13 protein-coding genes and 1 tRNA gene are annotated in these 17,296 nt (G+C 34.4%); 9 read left to right on the forward strand and 5 right to left on the reverse strand.

Features of this window, described 5'->3' with window-relative positions:
• Nucleotides 1-34: 34 nt before the first annotated feature.
• The 3 genes from CL818_RS00045 to panC are packed head-to-tail and all read right to left on the reverse strand — an operon-like array spanning nucleotide 35 to nucleotide 2,220.
• Entirely contained in the window at nucleotides 35-1,003 is a 969-nt protein-coding gene (locus tag CL818_RS00045) for a lysylphosphatidylglycerol synthase transmembrane domain-containing protein (RefSeq protein WP_272973215.1), read from the reverse strand.
• 6 nt (nucleotides 1,004-1,009) lie between these two features.
• Nucleotides 1,010-1,360 (reverse strand): aspartate 1-decarboxylase, encoded by a 351-nt coding sequence (gene panD, locus CL818_RS00050; RefSeq protein ID WP_013186054.1) that lies wholly within the window; start codon nucleotides 1,358-1,360, stop codon nucleotides 1,010-1,012.
• 8 nt (nucleotides 1,361-1,368) lie between these two features.
• Complete coding sequence (gene panC / locus CL818_RS00055; protein ID WP_272973216.1) at nucleotides 1,369-2,220, reverse strand: pantoate--beta-alanine ligase; 852 nt, start codon at nucleotides 2,218-2,220, stop codon at nucleotides 1,369-1,371.
• A gap of 108 nt (nucleotides 2,221-2,328) precedes the next feature.
• Here panC and CL818_RS00060 point away from each other — a divergent pair, with 108 nt between their 5' ends.
• The 6 genes from CL818_RS00060 to CL818_RS00085 all read left to right on the forward strand — a co-directional run bounded on the left by CL818_RS00060 (nucleotide 2,329) and on the right by CL818_RS00085 (nucleotide 9,312).
• Entirely contained in the window at nucleotides 2,329-3,147 is an 819-nt protein-coding gene (locus CL818_RS00060; protein ID WP_286971036.1) for a glycogen/starch synthase, read from the forward strand.
• Nucleotides 3,148-3,152: 5 nt separating this feature from the next.
• Nucleotides 3,153-4,748, forward strand: coding sequence for a BamH family beta-barrel-assembly machinery protein (gene bamH / locus CL818_RS00065; RefSeq protein ID WP_272973218.1), 1,596 nt, complete (start codon nucleotides 3,153-3,155; stop codon nucleotides 4,746-4,748).
• A gap of 12 nt (nucleotides 4,749-4,760) precedes the next feature.
• Nucleotides 4,761-6,608 carry a glutamine--fructose-6-phosphate transaminase (isomerizing) gene (gene glmS / locus CL818_RS00070; protein ID WP_272973219.1) on the forward strand — a complete coding sequence of 616 codons (1,848 nt, stop codon included), beginning with the start codon at nucleotides 4,761-4,763 and terminating at the stop codon, nucleotides 6,606-6,608.
• A 259-nt stretch (nucleotides 6,609-6,867) separates the two neighbouring features.
• Nucleotides 6,868-8,373: a F0F1 ATP synthase subunit beta gene (atpD, locus tag CL818_RS00075; RefSeq protein WP_013186049.1), complete on the forward strand. Its 1,506-nt coding sequence runs from the start codon at nucleotides 6,868-6,870 to the stop codon at nucleotides 8,371-8,373.
• A gap of 80 nt (nucleotides 8,374-8,453) precedes the next feature.
• The gene (locus CL818_RS00080) at nucleotides 8,454-8,732 is read left to right on the forward strand and encodes a F0F1 ATP synthase subunit delta/epsilon (RefSeq protein ID WP_013186048.1); all 279 of its coding nucleotides are present in this window, start codon (nucleotides 8,454-8,456) and stop codon (nucleotides 8,730-8,732) included.
• A 70-nt stretch (nucleotides 8,733-8,802) separates the two neighbouring features.
• Nucleotides 8,803-9,312, forward strand: coding sequence for a hypothetical protein (locus CL818_RS00085; protein ID WP_272973220.1), 510 nt, complete (start codon nucleotides 8,803-8,805; stop codon nucleotides 9,310-9,312).
• Nucleotides 9,313-9,417: 105 nt separating this feature from the next.
• On the opposite strand, the gene CL818_RS00090 is transcribed toward CL818_RS00085, so the two are convergent.
• Nucleotides 9,418-10,134 (reverse strand): DUF547 domain-containing protein, encoded by a 717-nt coding sequence (locus CL818_RS00090; protein ID WP_272973221.1) that lies wholly within the window; start codon nucleotides 10,132-10,134, stop codon nucleotides 9,418-9,420.
• Nucleotides 10,135-10,370: 236 nt separating this feature from the next.
• Here CL818_RS00090 and CL818_RS00095 point away from each other — a divergent pair, with 236 nt between their 5' ends.
• Both CL818_RS00095 and CL818_RS00100 read left to right on the forward strand, forming a co-directional pair.
• Nucleotides 10,371-11,684: an NAD(P)/FAD-dependent oxidoreductase gene (locus CL818_RS00095; protein WP_272973222.1), complete on the forward strand. Its 1,314-nt coding sequence runs from the start codon at nucleotides 10,371-10,373 to the stop codon at nucleotides 11,682-11,684.
• On the forward strand, nucleotides 11,681-13,582 hold the full coding sequence (locus CL818_RS00100; protein WP_272973223.1) for a 4Fe-4S dicluster domain-containing protein: 1,902 nt from the start codon (nucleotides 11,681-11,683) through the stop codon (nucleotides 13,580-13,582). Before CL818_RS00095 ends, CL818_RS00100 begins: the two co-directional genes overlap by 4 nt.
• A 45-nt stretch (nucleotides 13,583-13,627) precedes the next feature.
• Here the strand turns inward: CL818_RS00100 and CL818_RS00105 are convergent.
• Nucleotides 13,628-13,700, reverse strand: a tRNA-Gln gene (locus tag CL818_RS00105).
• A 175-nt stretch (nucleotides 13,701-13,875) separates the two neighbouring features.
• Here CL818_RS00105 and CL818_RS00110 point away from each other — a divergent pair.
• Entirely contained in the window at nucleotides 13,876-17,205 is a 3,330-nt protein-coding gene (locus CL818_RS00110; RefSeq protein ID WP_272973224.1) for a glycosyltransferase family 117 protein, read from the forward strand.
• Nucleotides 17,206-17,296: the final 91 nt, after the last annotated feature.

The raw sequence follows: 17,296 nt of genomic DNA on the forward strand, positions 1-17,296 counted from the left end.
GAAGCTTTTTTTGGGTTCCCCAAGATATAAAATTTTATGTTTTCTTTCTGTTAAGAATAGGTAGCAGTAAAAATGAAAGTCCTCCAAGCACAATATTTAGTAAAGTTTGTGATCCCCAAAGAATCCAACCAAAGGCTTCACCATCTTGTTTGTCTATATTAAAATATATTAAAATTGCGCCTATAGCAAATGGATATACTCCTATGCCGCCATTAGTTGCAGAAATAGCAAAAGATCCTATTGCAAAAGCTGCAAGAATACCAGCAATACTTAAGTTCTCTGTTCCGGGAATACAATATTTAATAACACCAAACATAAGCACATAAGAGAGCCAGATAAATACTGTATGAAAGATAAACGCCCACTTATTCTTCATATGCAATATGCTTTTCATACCGTCTAAAAGTCCTTCTGCAAATGTTCTTAGTTTCACAAAGAATTTGTGGGTAGAGCTCTTTAATATTCGAACACCTACTAGCACGCCAACCACTAATAAAACAATAATACCAACAGCCATTAAAGGATTAATATCTTGGTCATTAAAATAGTTCAACAAAGTGTCTGTCTGTAACAGTATAGCAGTAGCAACTACTAAAAGTAACATAATAAGGTCTGCAATACGTTCTGATACAATAGTCCCAAATGCTTTTTCAAAAGGAACTTTCTCATAGGTGGAAATAGTTGCACCTCTTAAGACTTCTCCAGAACGCGGTATGCCAAGGTTGGCCAAATATGCTACCATAACTGCCATAAAACTATTATAAAACTTAGGTTTGTATCCTAAAGGTTCTAGAAGAAACTTCCATCTGTAAGCCCTAGATGCATGGCTTAGTAATCCTAATATAAGGGAAACGGCTATCCAAAACTTATCAGCTTCTACTATATTAACCCAAAGCTTTTCGCGTTCTTCCGGAGTTGCGCTAGACACCATATACCAAATTAAAAAAACTCCCAGTAAAAGTGGGAGTAGTGTTTTTAAAATTTTAGAAAGGTGTTTATTCAAAGTGGTTTATTTCAGAAGGTTATTCTCTTCATTAGGAAACACTAAAGACGGTTTAAAGTTCTTAGCCTCATCCATGGTCATCATACCATAAGTAATAAGAATAAGAATATCTCCTTTTGCAACTTTACGAGCAGCTGCTCCATTTAAAGTAATTTCACCACTTCCTCTAGGGCCAGGAATTGCATAAGTTTCAAGACGTTCGCCATTGTTGTTGTTCACAATTTGAACTTTTTCGCCTTCAACTAAATTTGCAGCATCCATTAAATCTTCATCTATGGTAATGCTACCAATATAATTAAGGTCTGCACCTGTGACTTTCACACGGTGAATTTTAGATTTTACTACTGTTACAAGCATATTCAAAATTAGTAATTTAAAGAGACATTATCAATCAATCTTACGTCTTCTACAAATACAGCAATAAAAGCCCTGTATTTGTTGTTCTTATGTTTTCTCTTAATGGTTTTAAGTGTGTCTATGTTGGCAATTTCAAAATACTCTAGCTCTAGTGCTTCTTGTTTGTCAAATTCACTCTTAACCCATTCATTAAGTTGCCTTGCCGACTTATATTTGAAATCTTCTTTAACTTTTTGTAGGGTTTTGTAAATAAATGCAGATGCATCTCTGCGTTCTTTAGACAGACGTTCATTTCTTGAACTCATAGCTAGTCCGCTATTTTCTCTATAAATAGGACAACCTACTATAGTAACAGGCTGTTTGGTTAAAGAAATCAATTTCCTAACAATCTGTAATTGCTGAAAATCTTTTTCTCCAAAATATGCATAATCTGGCTTTACAATATCAAAAAGAAGCTCTAAAACTGTGCCTACACCGTTAAAATGACCTTGCCTGTATTTGCCTTCCATTTCATTAGCAATAGCTCCAAAATTATAAGAGTTAGAAGTGATATTGCCATTATATAAATCTTCTGCATTTGGAGCAAACACAATAATATCGTTATGCAACGTTTTTAAAAGTGCCTCGTCTTTTGATAATGTGCGAGGATAGTTTTTTAAATCTCCCGCATTGCCAAATTGCGTAGGATTTACAAAAATGCTTACCACAACAATTTCGTTTTGTGATAAAGCAGATGTCACCAAAGCAAGATGGCCTTTGTGCAAAGCACCCATTGTAGGAACAAAACCAACAGTGTTATTACCCGTTCTTTGAGAGTTTAGAAATGCTTGTAGAGATGTGGCGTCCTTAAACGTAGGCATTTATATTGTGTTAATGGCGTGCAAAAGTAAGATTAAAAATGGTTATTGGCTTAAATTTTTGTAATTTTGCGTGTTTTTTGAACCAAGTAACGCTTAAAGTAAAGACCTATGAAAGATAAGAGGATATTATACATATCATCTGAAGTAATACCGTATCTGCCAGAAACAGAAATATCGTCGATGTCTTTTGAGATGCCTCGAATGATAAACAGTATTGGTGGACAGATTCGAATTTTTATGCCAAGGTTTGGTAATATAAATGAGCGTCGTCACCAATTACATGAGGTTATTAGATTGTCTGGTATGAATTTGGTCATTAATGATTTAGATATGCCGCTAATAATTAAAGTTGCATCTATTCCTAAAGAGCGTATGCAGGTTTACTTTATAGATAATGAAGATTATTTTAAACGTAAAGCTACACTAACAGATGAGGATGGAAATTTATTTCCTGATAATGATGAGCGTGCAATATTCTTTGCTAAAGGTGTAATTGAAACCGTTAAGAAATTAAACTGGTCTCCAGATATTATTCATGTTCACGGTTGGTTGGCATCTTTATTGCCATTATATCTTAAAAACTACTACGGTAATGAGCCTTTGTTTAAAGATGCAAAAATTGTGACATCGGTTTATAACTCAGGTTTTGAGGGTTCTTTAGATGAAGACATGGCTCAGAAAATTATGTTTGATGGTATAGAAGATACAAGCGTTGCTCACATTGTTGAGCCTACTTTTAATGGTTTAATGAAAACATCTATGGATTTTTCTGACGCCATAGTATTAGGTAGCGAAGATCTTTCTGATGAATTGGTAGCGTATGCAGAAGCAAGCAAAAAACCAGTATTAGAATACAAAGGGCTTGAGAGTTTTTCTCAGCCGTTACGAGAATTTTATAGCACAAAAGTGCTAAATGATAAAGAATAAATTTAATGACTATAACTAAAAATTTTATAAAAGTAGCAGCTCTTCTAGTTGCTATTTTTTATTTAGGTTCATGTGAAGAAGAAGAGTTTAATACTGTGGGCTCAGATTTAATTCCTTCAGAAAATTTTGATGCATTATTGTTTGATGGAACTCAAATGGTTACATCACAACAAGATATTGTTGGTGTGCAAACAAATGGTTTGCCAACATACTTGTTGGGTGTTTATAATGATGAAATTTATGGACAAACATCTGCAAGCGTCTTAACACAATTAGTAATGGCTTCTGCAAACCCAACTTTCGGAGATAATGTAGAGTTAGATAGTGTGGTTATGTCTATTCCTTACTTTAGCACACCTACAGCAGCAGAAGGAGATACTACTTTTTATAGTTTAGATTCTATTTACGGCAGTGGTCCAATTAAACTAAGTGTTCAGGAGTCTGGATATTTTTTAAGAAATGTAGACCCAAACTCGGGAGATGGTTTTAGTAATGCTCAACTGTACTACTCTAACCAACAACAAGAATTTGAAAATAACTTAAGAGATTTTGTGTTTTTTGAAGATGATAATTTTGAGTTTTCTAACGAAGAACTTGTATTAAAGAGATTAAATGAAGAGGACGATGATGAAGATGAGACAAATGATACAATTGTTGAGAGAGTTACGCCGAGACTTCGCGTGAAGTTAGATAGCACTTATTTTAAGAATAATATTATAGATAAAGAAGGTTCAGAGGAGTTGTTGAATAATAACAATTTTAAGAATTTCTTTAGAGGTTTGTATTTTAATGCAGAAGCTGTAAACCCTAATGGCTCAATGGCATTACTTAATTTTGGATCTACAAATGCAAATATAACATTGTATTACAGATCAGACTTAGAAGAGTCTAATGGTGGTACAGAAGGAGAGACAACTACAGATAATACAACTAAGACCTTTGTGTTAAATTTCGGTGATATAATTGTAAACACCTATAAGACTCCATTTACGCCATCTCAAAACAATCAAAACTTATATATAAAAGGCGCTACGCCTAATATTGCTGAAATTGAACTGTTTAGCGATGAAGATCAGCTAGACTCTTTAAAGCAACTTGACTGGTTGGTGAATGAAGCAAACTTAACATTCTATGTAAATCAGCAATTAGCAGACAATGGAGAGAAGGAGCCAGAACGTATATTTGTGTATGATTTAAATAATAATACTATCTTGTTTGACTATACTATAGATTTTACTCAAAATGCAACAGATCCAGTTAATTCTAGAATATTGCACTTGGGAAGATTAACAAGAACACAGAATGAATCTGGTAGTACAACAGACGAAGAAGAAACTGGTATTTTCTATAAGATTAAGATGACAGAATATGTGAAAAACATAATTCAAAACGACTCTACTAATACTCGATTAGGAGTAGCTGTTTCTCCTAACGTTGAAATTTTAGGGGATCTTAACGCTAAAACAAGTAACAGCTCAGAAGATGTTACAGTGCCTTTTACAGCTCCGTTATCACCAGAAGGTACAGTACTTCACAGTAATTTGTCGCCTAATGAAGACAAGCGACTAAAATTAAGAATCTATTACACAGAACCAAACTAACAACCAAAACTTATGTGTGGAATTGTAGGCTATATTGGACATCGTGATGCGTATCCAATTATATTAAAAGGATTACAGAGATTAGAATATAGAGGTTATGACAGTGCTGGAATAGCTTTATGGGATGGAAGTGAAATTCAACTTTGTAAGACAAAAGGTAAGGTAGAGGAGCTAAAACAAAAATGTGAGTCAAGTGCTACCATTAAAGGTAATATTGGTATTGGTCACACACGTTGGGCAACTCACGGTGTGCCTAATGATGTAAACTCTCATCCTCATTATTCAAACTCTGGAGATCTTGTAATTATTCACAATGGAATTATTGAAAATTATGACCCATTAAAACAAGAGCTCACTAAAAGAGGTTACAAATTTAAATCTGATACAGATACAGAGGTGTTAGTTAACCTTATTGAAGATGTAAAGAAAAATGAAAAAGTTAAGTTAGGTAAAGCAGTTCAAATTGCTTTAAACCAAACGGTAGGAGCTTATGCAATTGCAGTTTTTGACAGAAAAAAACCTAATGAAATAGTTGTAGCAAGATTAGGGAGCCCTTTGGCCTTAGGTGTTGGAGAAGATGAGTTTTTTATAGCGAGTGACGCTTCACCGTTTATTGAGTTTACAAAAAATGCTATCTACTTAGAAGATGGCCAAATGGCAGTAGTAAGAAATCATAAAGATTTAAAAATATGGAAGATTAAAGATGATTCTTTGGTTGCACCATATATACAAGAGCTACAGCTAAACCTTGAGCAAATTGAGAAAGGTGGTTATGATCACTTTATGCTTAAGGAAATTTATGAGCAGCCAAACGCAATCAGTGATACCTACAGAGGTAGAATGTTGGTGAATGAAAACCTCATCAGAATGGCCGGAATAGATGATAACATCGAGAAATTTCTTAACGCTAAGCGCATTATCATTGTAGCTTGTGGAACTTCTTGGCACGCTGGTTTAGTTGCAGAGTATATTTTTGAAGACATTGCAAGAATACCTGTAGAGGTTGAGTATGCTTCAGAATTTAGATACCGTAATCCAATAATAAACAAGGATGATGTAGTAATTGCAATTTCCCAAAGTGGAGAAACTGCAGATACTATGGCGGCAATTAATCTTGCAAAAGAAAACGGTGCATTTGTTTTTGGTGTTTGTAATGTTGTAGGCTCTTCTATCTCTAGAGAAACACATGCAGGTGCATATACTCACGCAGGACCAGAAATTGGGGTAGCCTCAACAAAGGCTTTTACAACTCAAATTACAGTGTTAATTCTAATTGCACTAAGATTAGCTAAGCAAAAAGGAGTGTTGTCTAATTCGCAGTTTAATGAACACTTAAGAGAATTAGAACAAATTCCAGAAAAGGTAAAGAAGGCATTAGAGTCTAATGAACATATAGAGGTTGTTGCAAGTAAATATAAAGATGCTAAAAACTTCCTTTATTTAGGTAGAGGATTTAACTTTCCGGTTGCTTTAGAAGGTGCTTTAAAACTTAAGGAGATATCTTACATACATGCAGAAGGGTATCCTGCTGCAGAGATGAAGCATGGGCCAATTGCTTTAATAGATTCACAAATGCCTGTTGTGGTTATAGCTACAAGAAAAGGGCATTATGACAAGGTTGTTAGTAATATTGAAGAGATAAAATCTCGTGAGGGAAAAATTATTGGTATAGTTACTGAGGGTGATGTTGAAGTAAGAAAAAGAGCAGACTATGTTATAGAAGTTCCTGAAACTTTAGAAAGCTTAACGCCTTTACTAACTACTATTCCGTTACAGCTCTTGTCTTACCATATAGCGGTAATGCTAGATAAAAACGTAGACCAGCCAAGAAACCTTGCAAAGAGTGTTACTGTAGAGTAATTGTCTTGAAAATGGAATACTATAAATTTAAAAGAGCTCTAATTTAATTAGAGCTCTTTTGTTTTTGGCTAGTGTATAATAGTTTATATAAAGTACAGTGCTTTAGTAGTGGTTGTATTAAATATAAATATATGTATTCAAAAAACTTCAAAATTTCCGTATTGCAATTTAAATTAAAAAACTATCTTTGCACCTTGAAAATGAAGGGTACTTGTATCCTATTTTATATAAGCTAAATACACTAAAAACCATTTAGATAATGTCTAAAGTCACAGGAAAAGTTGCTCAAATTATTGGCCCTGTTGTTGACGTTGCGTTTGACACAGAAGGCGAACTTCCAAAAATTTACGATTCTCTTGAAATAAAAAGAGAAGACGGATCTATCTTAGTTCTAGAAGTACAATCACACATTGGTGAAAACACCGTGCGTACTATTTCTATGGACTCTACAGATGGATTGTCAAGAGGTACTGCTGTTGAAGCGACAAACGCTCCAATACAAATGCCTATTGGTGATGTTTACGGGAGACTATTTAATGTTGTAGGAGATCCTATTGATGGTATGGAAGACATGCCTAAGACTGGAGACAACGGTCTGCCAATTCACCGTAATGCACCTAAGTTTGAAGATCTATCTGTATCTACAGAAGTTCTTTTTACTGGTATTAAAGTAATTGACCTTATTGAGCCTTATGCTAAAGGTGGTAAGATTGGTTTATTTGGTGGTGCAGGTGTAGGTAAAACTGTACTTATTCAAGAATTAATTAACAACATTGCAAAAGGACACGGTGGTTTGTCTGTATTTGCAGGTGTTGGAGAGCGTACTCGTGAGGGTAACGATTTACTTCGTGAGATGTTAGAGTCTGGTATTATTAAATACGGAGATGACTTTATGCACTCTATGGAAGAAGGTGGATGGGATCTTTCTAAAGTAGATAAAACTGCTATGAAAGACTCTAAAGCAACATTCGTATTCGGACAAATGAATGAGCCACCAGGAGCACGTGCTCGTGTAGCGCTTTCAGGATTAACTATTGCAGAATACTTCCGTGATGGAGCAGGAGATGGTCAAGGAAAAGATGTATTATTTTTCGTAGATAATATATTCCGTTTTACACAAGCAGGATCAGAGGTGTCAGCACTTCTTGGTCGTATGCCTTCTGCGGTAGGTTACCAACCTACCTTAGCAACCGAAATGGGAGCTATGCAAGAGCGTATTACATCAACTAAAAAAGGATCTATTACATCTGTACAAGCGGTATACGTACCTGCAGATGACCTTACCGATCCAGCACCAGCAACAACGTTTGCTCACTTAGATGCAACTACTGTATTGTCTCGTAAGATTGCAGAGCTTGGTATTTATCCAGCGGTAGATCCGTTAGATTCTACATCTCGTATCCTTACTGCAGATATTTTAGGTAATGAGCATTATGATTGTGCACAACGTGTAAAAGAGCTTTTGCAGAGATATAAAGAACTACAAGATATTATTGCTATTCTTGGTATGGAAGAATTATCTGAAGAAGATAAAATGGCTGTAGGGCGCGCTCGTCGTGTACAGCGTTTCCTTTCTCAGCCGTTCCACGTAGCAGAGCAGTTTACAGGTATTCCTGGTGTCTTAGTAGATATTAAGGAAACTATTAAAGGCTTCAACATGATTATGGACGGTGAGTTAGATCACCTGCCAGAAGCAGCTTTCAACCTTAAAGGAACTATAGAGGAAGCAATTGAAGCTGGTGAGAAAATGTTAGCAGAGTCTTAATAATTAAGTACGACGTAAAAGTAGTTAGCTCTATTTTAATCTGCTAATTATTAATTACTAACTACTAAAAACGAACAATTATGTTTTTAGAAATTGTAACACCAGAAGCTGTGATATTAACTAGCGAAGTTGAAAGCGTTACCGTACCAGGTATTAACGGTGAGTTTCAAATGTTAGATAATCACGCGCCTATTGTGTCTATCTTAGAAAAAGGTAAAGTGCGTTTTAATGGAGATGTTTCTATTTCAGAAAATGTACGCAAGCTTTTCAAGAAAGATGAAAACGGTAAATGGACATTTGCTGTAAAAGGTGGCGTAATTGAAATGAAAGACAATAAAGTTATTGTTCTAGCAGACTAAATTACAAGCTTTAGTATATATTTAAAACCTGTAAAGTTTTCTTTACAGGTTTTTTTATACATTTAAATAAATGATTCAGAAGCCAAATAATATCATAATTTCAGACAGTCGAAGACCAGTTTGGCATCTTTTAATTGCGGCAGCTTGTTATACCTGTGTGGTAGTTTTACTATACACCTTTTTTGCAAATTTTAGGTTTGGTGAATCCTTAAGCAAAATGAAATCTATTTCTGGTATGCTGCAATCGGCTATAGTATTAACAGGAGTGGCTGTACGTTTTTCAATGCAAACAAATATTGTTTTTGATATAGATAATAATAGATATAAGAAACAATATGCGATATCTAGAATAACCTTTGGAAGGTGGAAAGATTTTAAGAGCTTAGATTATATATCTGTTTTCAAATATAAAGCCTATGAATACCAAGTTAGTTTGTGGTATGACCGCAATCAGCATTGGAAAATAGTCTCTTATGAAGATAAAAAAGCTGCAATTAATCAAGGGATGTTATTAGCAGATAAGTTCGGTATAAGTGTATGGGATTCAACCGTAGCTAATAATGGAAAATGGATAGCATAAACGGTTATTAAGCACCCTAAATTTAAAATGCCGACTACGAATCAACCGCAAAATTGTTAAGCTTCGAGGTTGAAACGATAGTGGCGAAATATGTGCTTTAATAAATTATTTAGTTATATCATTTAATGTCCAATCATAGGGATAAAAAGTAACCTTAGCATCTTCTGGAATCTTGGTGCTTCTAAAAGCGTTTGAAAATTGAATTAAAGATTGTCCATTCTTAGTGAAGTCCTCATTGTACCATTCCATGATTTGAGAAAAAGCCACTGAAGTGTCATTCACTCTTAAAAAATTAGGATTGTTAATGGCTTTTACAGTTTGCTCTTGTAATTGTTTATCTAAAAAATTAGGAGAATAGGCGTGATCTATAATAGGAGGACAACTTAGTGCACCACAAACTAGCACAAAATGAAAACGAGGTTCATTTGGAAATTTCTCTCTTAATAATTTATTTTCGATATCATTTAAAGTAACTTTTTTTCCGCCTACAGAATATGTGGTGGCATCAAAGAATCCATCTATATCTAATGGAGACTTAATAGGATAAGAATCACTAATCCCTTTAATAACTAAAAGATTATACGTGTTAATCCAAAAGGCTTGATAAGTTTTGCTGTTAAGTAAAGATACGCTTATGTTTTTTGCATCATTTAACGCATCGTCAAGTAAATCTGAATCTTCTGAAATTGCTTTATAATCTACCTTATTTTGCTTTACGTATGTATTAAAAACTAGATCAGCTTTTTTGAAAAAAGATGCAGTAGATTGTGCGTGACTAACGCCTGTAAGTATACATAAAGCTATTAAAAGCAACTTTTTCATAAAATTAAATGTGTTTATTAAAATTTAAGTCGTGTATTATAAACAATAATTACACAAGCTTACAGTAATGTTTTGAACTAGAAGTACTTTAGTTTGTAAAAACTATAACTTAACAGTGTTCTACCTTTTATAACCATTCTAAATACTAAATGTGGTCTTAAGTTTTTATCTTTAATGACGACCTACATTAATATATATTTCAAAAGCAGTGCCAAATACTGCAAAACTCACCTTGTATGAAACACATTGTTATAATTGGTAATGGTATATCTGGTATTACTGCAGCAAGACACATCAGAAAACTATCAGATTATCGTATTACTGTTATTTCTTCAGAAACTGAGCACTTTTATTCACGTACGGCATTAATGTATATTTATATGGGACACATGAAGTATGAGCATACTAAACCATACGAGGATTGGTTTTGGGAAAAAAATAGAATAGAATTAAAACAAGGCTATGTAGTTTCAGTTGATACTGAAAATAAACAGCTTCAATTTAAAAATAATGATCTTTTAGGCTATGATAAGTTAATATTAGCAACAGGCTCTCAAACGGCTACATATGGTTGGGAAGGTTTAAGTTTAAATGGTGTGCAAGGTCTAGTTAATATTCAAGATGTTCAAGCTTTAGAAAATAATACAGAAAACTGTAAACACGCTGTAATTATTGGCGGTGGCTTAATAGGAGTGGAGTTGGCAGAAATGCTTTCAACTAGAAAAATTCCAGTTACCTTTTTAATTAGGGAGTCTTATTTCTGGAATAGTGTTTTACCTGAAAATGATGCAAAACATATTTCTGAGCACATTCTCTCACACGGCATTTCTTTAAAGCCTGAAACTAATCTTGACAAAATACTTGGTGATAACAATGGGAATGTTAGAGCTGTTCTTACAGATTCTGGTGAAGAAATTTCCTGCGATGTTGTAGGGATTTGCACTGGAGTTAAGCCTAATATTAATTTTTTAGAAGGTTCAGGTATTGCAACAGATAAAGGGATTTTAGTAAACAGAAAATTAGAGACCAACGTTAAAGATATTTATGCAATTGGAGATTGTGCACAGCAACATGAAGCTATAGGATATAGAAAACCTGTTGAGGCTGTTTGGTATACAGGAAGAATGATGGGTGAAACTGTAGCGCAAACAATTTGTGGAAAAACCATGCCATATAATCCTGGAAATTGGTTTAACAGTGCAAAATTTTTTGATGTAGAGTATCAAACTTATGGTTGGGTATTTAATGATAAAAATAAAAAAGAAGGTGAAACCCATTTTCATTGGAAAAATCCAAAAGGAGACCAGTGGTTAACAATTGCATATCACGAAAAAACTCTTAAGTTTTTAGGTATAAATACGTTTGGCATAAGAATGAAACACGAAACGTTTGATTCTTGGTTAAATGAAAATCAAAATGTTACTCATGTGGTGGACAACTTGCGTAAAGCCAATTTTGACCCTGAGTTTTATAAAAAATTAGAAGGTAATATTCAAATATCTTTCAAGAATCATTTGTCTTCAAAAACAACTAACACAACACAGCTATGAGTAGAATAGAACATAACATGTCTCTTACGGGAGGACAACCACCAAAAGCATTAAATACCATTCAAAAAATTAGTACTGCTGTAGGTGTTGTTGGTTTGGGGATTTTACTTTTAGCACTCCTAAACGTTAATTTTCCAAACAAAACTATAGCATTGTCACTATCGCTTCTAATGATGCTGGCAGGTATCGTAGCTTTTTCCTATGGAGCTTATTCTAATAAACATGAAGGTATTAAAAATGATGGTGTCATGTTTAAATCAATTACCAGTCGCGGTTTATGGGGTTGGATATTAGGCATTGCTATGACTGGGTTTTATGTTGTACTATATTTTTATCCGCAATATTTAGGCTTGGTAAGTGATGGTGATAACACAGGAGTAATAGCTTTATTTGACCCATTAAGTAAATTGTTAAGCGGTAATCCAGCAAGCCAATGGTTTTTGTACGGTACACTCTATACATTAGCCATTTTTGCATTCGGAATAAAATTTATTTGGAAATATAGAAATAACACCTATGAAGTGGTAAGAACCATTTCTGTAATGTTTTTTCAAACTGCTTTCGCATTTATAATACCGGAAATACTAGTAAGATTAAACCAGCCTTATTATGATTTTAAAAACATTTGGCCATTAAATTATGAGCTGTTTGCTGGGTATAAGATAGATGAATTTTTAAGCGCTGGAAATGTAGGGCTTATAATGCTCATCTTTGGGCTTCTTTCAATATTTGTTATCACTCCAATACTTACCTATAAATATGGAAAACGTTGGTATTGCTCTTGGGTATGTGGTTGTGGTGGTCTGGCAGAAACAGCTGGAGATCCTTTTAGGCACTTGAGTGATAAAAGTCAAAGTGCTTGGAAAATTGAACGTTGGGTCATACATAGTGTTGTGGTTTTTGTAACCGTAATGACGGTAGCGGTGGTGTTTTCTTATTTGCAAGGAAATGAGTCTAGCTCGATATCAGAATGGAGTAATCTGGATAACAAAGTCGTCTTTATGAGTGAAGAAGGCGACAAGCCTATTGGGGATAAAATTTTGGCTGCTCAACAAGCAAATGCAAAAGGTGTTGTGTTTATAAATAAATCAAGCAGCACACCAACTATTCAAAGTAGCGTGCCTTTAACAATAGATTATATTGTTGTAAATGAAGCAGAGCAGGAAGAGGCTTTAAAAAAGGCTAAAAATGGTGAGAATGTAGTGTTGCAAAATGCATTAGCACAATCTCCAGATTTTGAAGTAGCTGCCAATCAAGATGTAAAAGTGTATGATGATTTCTTAATAAGTAAAGAATTCTTTATTTGGTTTATTGTAATTCTACTTACCCTTGTTTTTGGTTGGGCTATGCTTTTTAAAAGAGAGGAATTAGCTAAAGATGCCCAATATGGAGCAATAGGTTATTTTGTAGTGGTAATATCATTATTGCTAATTACCTATTTTAGTTCACCAGGTAAGTTATTTTTGTTTGATGCTTATCAATTAAGAAAAGCTTACGGATTTTTAATTGGAGCCATTTTTAGCGGTGTTATAGGTGTAGGGTTTTACCCTATATTCGGTTCACGTGTTTGGTGTCGTTTTGGGTGTCCTATGGCAGCTATATTAGGCTTTCAGCAGCGCTTACTTTCCAAGTTTAGAATTACAACAAACGGTGGACAGTGTATTTCTTGCGGAAACTGCTCTACATATTGTGAAATGGGGATAGATGTTAGAGCATATGCTCAAAAAGGGGAGAATATTGTAAGGTCTTCTTGTGTTGGTTGCGGTATTTGTTCTGCCGTATGCCCTAGAGGTGTATTGAAATTGGAAAACGACTCTATGAATGGCCGTATAAATTCAAACGATATTTTATTGGGTAATGATGTTAACTTAATGGATTACCTAAAGCAACACAACTAAAAATAAGGCATAAAAAAACTCCGAGTATAAACTCGGAGTTTTTTGTTGGCCCACTAGGTCTCGAACCTAGACTCTTCTGTACCAAAAACAGACGTGTTGCCAATTACACCATAGGCCAAAATTACTAAGCGTTGTGCTTTTTTGTAATTGAGAGTGCAAATTTAAAACATTTCTTGAATATTCCAAACATACTTTCAAAAAAATATTTTTCTAAAATAATATGAATTTGGTTACGTTGTCTACCTAATCAGGTTGAATTTAGTAAATTCGCCAATTACCTATTTAATTATACTATGAAAGATTTCAACTTTTCGAAGTGGAACACTATACTTGGCTGGTTTGCATTTGCAGTCGCATTAATTACTTTCACCCTTACGGTCGAGCCTACAGCTAGTTTTTGGGATGCAGGTGAGTATATAGCAACAGCCTCTAAGTTAGAAATAGGGCATCCGCCAGGAGCGCCATTATACCAAATGTTAGGTGCTGTGTTTTCTGTATTTGCTCTAGAGGCTTCTCAAATTGCACTAATGGTAAATATGATGTCTGTTTTGGCAAGTGCATTTACTATTCTTTTTATGTTCTGGTCTATTTCTATCTTAATAAGAAAAATTTCAGGAAAAGCAGAAACACTTTCAGCAGGTCAAAAAACAGCAGTTTTAGGAAGTGCGTTAGTAGGTTCATTAGCACTTACATTTACAGATAGCTTTTGGTTTAATGCAGTAGAGGCAGAGGTATATGCAATGGCAACCTTTATCCTTTCAGTTATATTTTATGTAGGCTTGCTTTGGGAGCGCGATATGTTAAAGCCAAGAGGTAACCGTTGGTTAATTCTTATTTGCTTTATAGTAGGATTGTTGTTTGGTGTTCACTTTATGGGTCTTTTAGCAATTCCAGCAATAGGATACCTTTACTTCTTTAAAAATTACAAAGAGGTTACTGCAAAAAACTTCATTATAGCAACGGTTATCATTGTGGCTATACTAATGTTTATATTTAAATTACTTCTGCCTTATAGCTTAAGCTTTTTTGCTATTTCTGAGGTGTTCTTCGTTAACACTATTGGTTTACCATTTAATTCAGGAACTATAATTGCGTTATTGGTTGTAATTGCAGGATTTTATTTCGGTATTACGTATACACGTAAAAAGGGTTTTGTTCATGTAAACACCTTGCTGCTTTGTGTTCTCTTTATTTTAATAGGATTCTCTAGTTGGACAATGTTGCCTATACGTGCCAATGCAGGAACGGTTATAAATGAAAATAATCCAGCCAATGCAAGAGAGCTTTTAGCCTACTATAACAGAGAGCAGTATGGCGAATCTCACTTATTTTATGGGCCGCAGTTTACAGAAATGTATAGTGGATTAGATGAAAACAATCCGTATTCTGACGCTAAACCAAAATACGAGCAAGATGAGAAAACTGGCAAGTATGTTATCGTTAATGATTGGGAGAATGCTAATCAAAATTTAGATGATAATCATAAAGGGTTTCTGCCTAGAATGTGGAGTCCCGAGCATAAAGCTAATTATCTTGGCTTTATAGGAGAACTTGAGTTTACCGTAAAGCCTGAATACAGAGATCAACAAGAACTTTTAAATGCAGTTGCAGATGTAAAGACTAAATATGCTTTAGGACAAATAGATGCAGAAGATTATGATCAATTCCTAACCCAATTTGGGCAATATTTAGATATAGAAAAACCAAGCTTTGCAGCCAATATTGGTTATATGATCGAGTATCAATTTGGATATATGTATTGGCGTTATTTCATGTGGAATTTCACTGGTCGTCAAGATGATGTTCAAGGTAAGATGGATGACCTTCATGGTAATTGGCTAAGCGGTATTAAGTTTATAGATGAGTTACGTTTAGGTTCACAGGATAATCTTCCGTCAGACGTTAAGAATAACAAAGCCCGAAACACATATTTTTTCTTGCCATTCCTTTTAGGGTTACTAGGGTTAGTATTTCAGTTTACTAAAGACAAAAAGAATTTCTGGGTACTCTTGGTATTTTTCCTATTTACAGGACTAGCGTTAAAAGTGTATTTAAATGAACGTCCTTTCGAAGTGCGTGAAAGAGATTATGCATTGGTAGGATCATTTTACGTGTTTGCAATGTGGATTGGTTTTGGAGTATATGCATTATATGATATGCTAAAGGACAAAATCACTACTAAAATGTTAGCGCCTGCAGTTACAGTAGTATGTTTATTAGCTGTTCCTGTAGTATTAGCCTCTCAAAACTGGGATGATCACGACAGGTCAGACAGATATACAGCTCAAAGTATGGCTAAAATGTATCTTGACTCTTGTGATGAAAATGCCATTTTATTCACCATCGGAGATAACGATACATTTGCACTTTGGTATGCTCAAGAAATAGAAGGCTATCGCAGAGATGTACGTGTGGTAAATACAGCTTTGTTTGCTACAGATTGGTATATAGATCAAATGCGTCGTAAAGCCTATGAGAGCGACCGCATACCTACAACTTTAGAGCATAAGAACTATGTGTATGGTGTAAACGATGCCGTTTGGTATCAAAAAGATCCAAGAGTAAGAGATACATTGCTAATTAAAGATTGGATAAAGTACATAAAGAGTGACAATGAAACCACAAAGGCAGAATTAAGAAGTGGCCAAATAGTTAATACATTTCCAACTAAAAACTTAAGACTGCCAGTAAGCGGATCAAATGCTATTGAACATGGTATTGTAAAAGAAAAAGACAGAGAGAAAATAGCACCTTATATAGACATTACATTAAAAGGTGATATAATTTATAAGAACAGACTTATTATGCTAGATGTAATAGCTAATAATGAGTGGAAACGACCAATTTACTTTACAGGTGGTAGTTATGGAGATGATGATTATCTATGGATGAAAGATTACCTTCAGTTAGATGGTATGTGTTATAAACTTGTGCCAATACGAACGCCAATAGACAAAAGGAACCCTTACGATATGGGACGAATAGATACAGATAAAATGTATAATATCGTTAAGGAATGGGATTGGGGTAATGGTAATGATCCAGATATTTATCATGATCCAGAAACACGTAAAAATGGTTTAGTTTACCGTAGTAACCTTGCTAAACTTATAGAAGAGCTAATTAAGGAGAAAGACTTTGAGCGTGCAGAAGAAATGTTAGACTTGGGTATGGAACAAATGCCGGTAGACTATTATGGCTTTTACACATTATTAGAGCCATTCATAAGTGGTTATTATGAAATTGGTAAGCCGAAAAAAGCTAGAGATATTTGGAGGCAAGTTGCCACTAAATATCAAGAGAATTTAACCTATTACTCAGGATTTAAAGAGTCGAGACAATTTAGGTATGCAGAAGATATCATAACAGATATTGAGCGTTACAGAAGCTTGGTAGATATATTAATTATATATCAAGATGAAGAATTAGTGAAACCAGAAGCAGAGAAATTTAATAATTACCTTAGGCTGTTCCGTCACTTTTATGGTGAAGATGAAGAAATGAATCCAGAAGAAGAACTTACTCCAGAAGAGCAGCAGTATATTGAAGGATTTGAGAAAGAATTTGGTACAGAAACAACTCCTAAAATTGATTCTGTAAACAATTTAGACTCTATAAACTAGGGCATTCCCCAAACTCTGGTTTGGGGTCAGGCTTTCACTACTCACTTTTTTAAAACAAGAAGATGTTTTAAAAAGAGTTTAAACATGCCGT

Source organism: Croceibacter sp. (assembly GCF_002716225.1).
Lineage (GTDB): Bacteria > Bacteroidota > Bacteroidia > Flavobacteriales > Flavobacteriaceae > Croceibacter > Croceibacter atlanticus.

Excerpts from the sequence above, each read along its gene's own strand:
- panD (WP_013186054.1), bottom strand. The coding sequence starts at position 1,360 with ATGCTTGTAACAGTAGTAAAATCTAAAATTCACCGTGTGAAAGTCACA.
- panC (WP_272973216.1), bottom strand. The coding sequence starts at position 2,220 with ATGCCTACGTTTAAGGACGCCACATCTCTACAAGCATTTCTAAACTCT.
- CL818_RS00060 (WP_286971036.1), top strand. The coding sequence starts at position 2,329 with ATGAAAGATAAGAGGATATTATACATATCATCTGAAGTAATACCGTAT.
- bamH (WP_272973218.1), top strand. The coding sequence starts at position 3,153 with ATGACTATAACTAAAAATTTTATAAAAGTAGCAGCTCTTCTAGTTGCT.
- glmS (WP_272973219.1), top strand. The coding sequence starts at position 4,761 with ATGTGTGGAATTGTAGGCTATATTGGACATCGTGATGCGTATCCAATT.
- atpD (WP_013186049.1), top strand. The coding sequence starts at position 6,868 with ATGTCTAAAGTCACAGGAAAAGTTGCTCAAATTATTGGCCCTGTTGTT.
- CL818_RS00080 (WP_013186048.1), top strand. The coding sequence starts at position 8,454 with ATGTTTTTAGAAATTGTAACACCAGAAGCTGTGATATTAACTAGCGAA.
- CL818_RS00085 (WP_272973220.1), top strand. The coding sequence starts at position 8,803 with ATGATTCAGAAGCCAAATAATATCATAATTTCAGACAGTCGAAGACCA.
- CL818_RS00090 (WP_272973221.1), bottom strand. The coding sequence starts at position 10,134 with ATGAAAAAGTTGCTTTTAATAGCTTTATGTATACTTACAGGCGTTAGT.
- CL818_RS00095 (WP_272973222.1), top strand. The coding sequence starts at position 10,371 with ATGAAACACATTGTTATAATTGGTAATGGTATATCTGGTATTACTGCA.
- CL818_RS00100 (WP_272973223.1), top strand. The coding sequence starts at position 11,681 with ATGAGTAGAATAGAACATAACATGTCTCTTACGGGAGGACAACCACCA.
- CL818_RS00110 (WP_272973224.1), top strand. The coding sequence starts at position 13,876 with ATGAAAGATTTCAACTTTTCGAAGTGGAACACTATACTTGGCTGGTTT.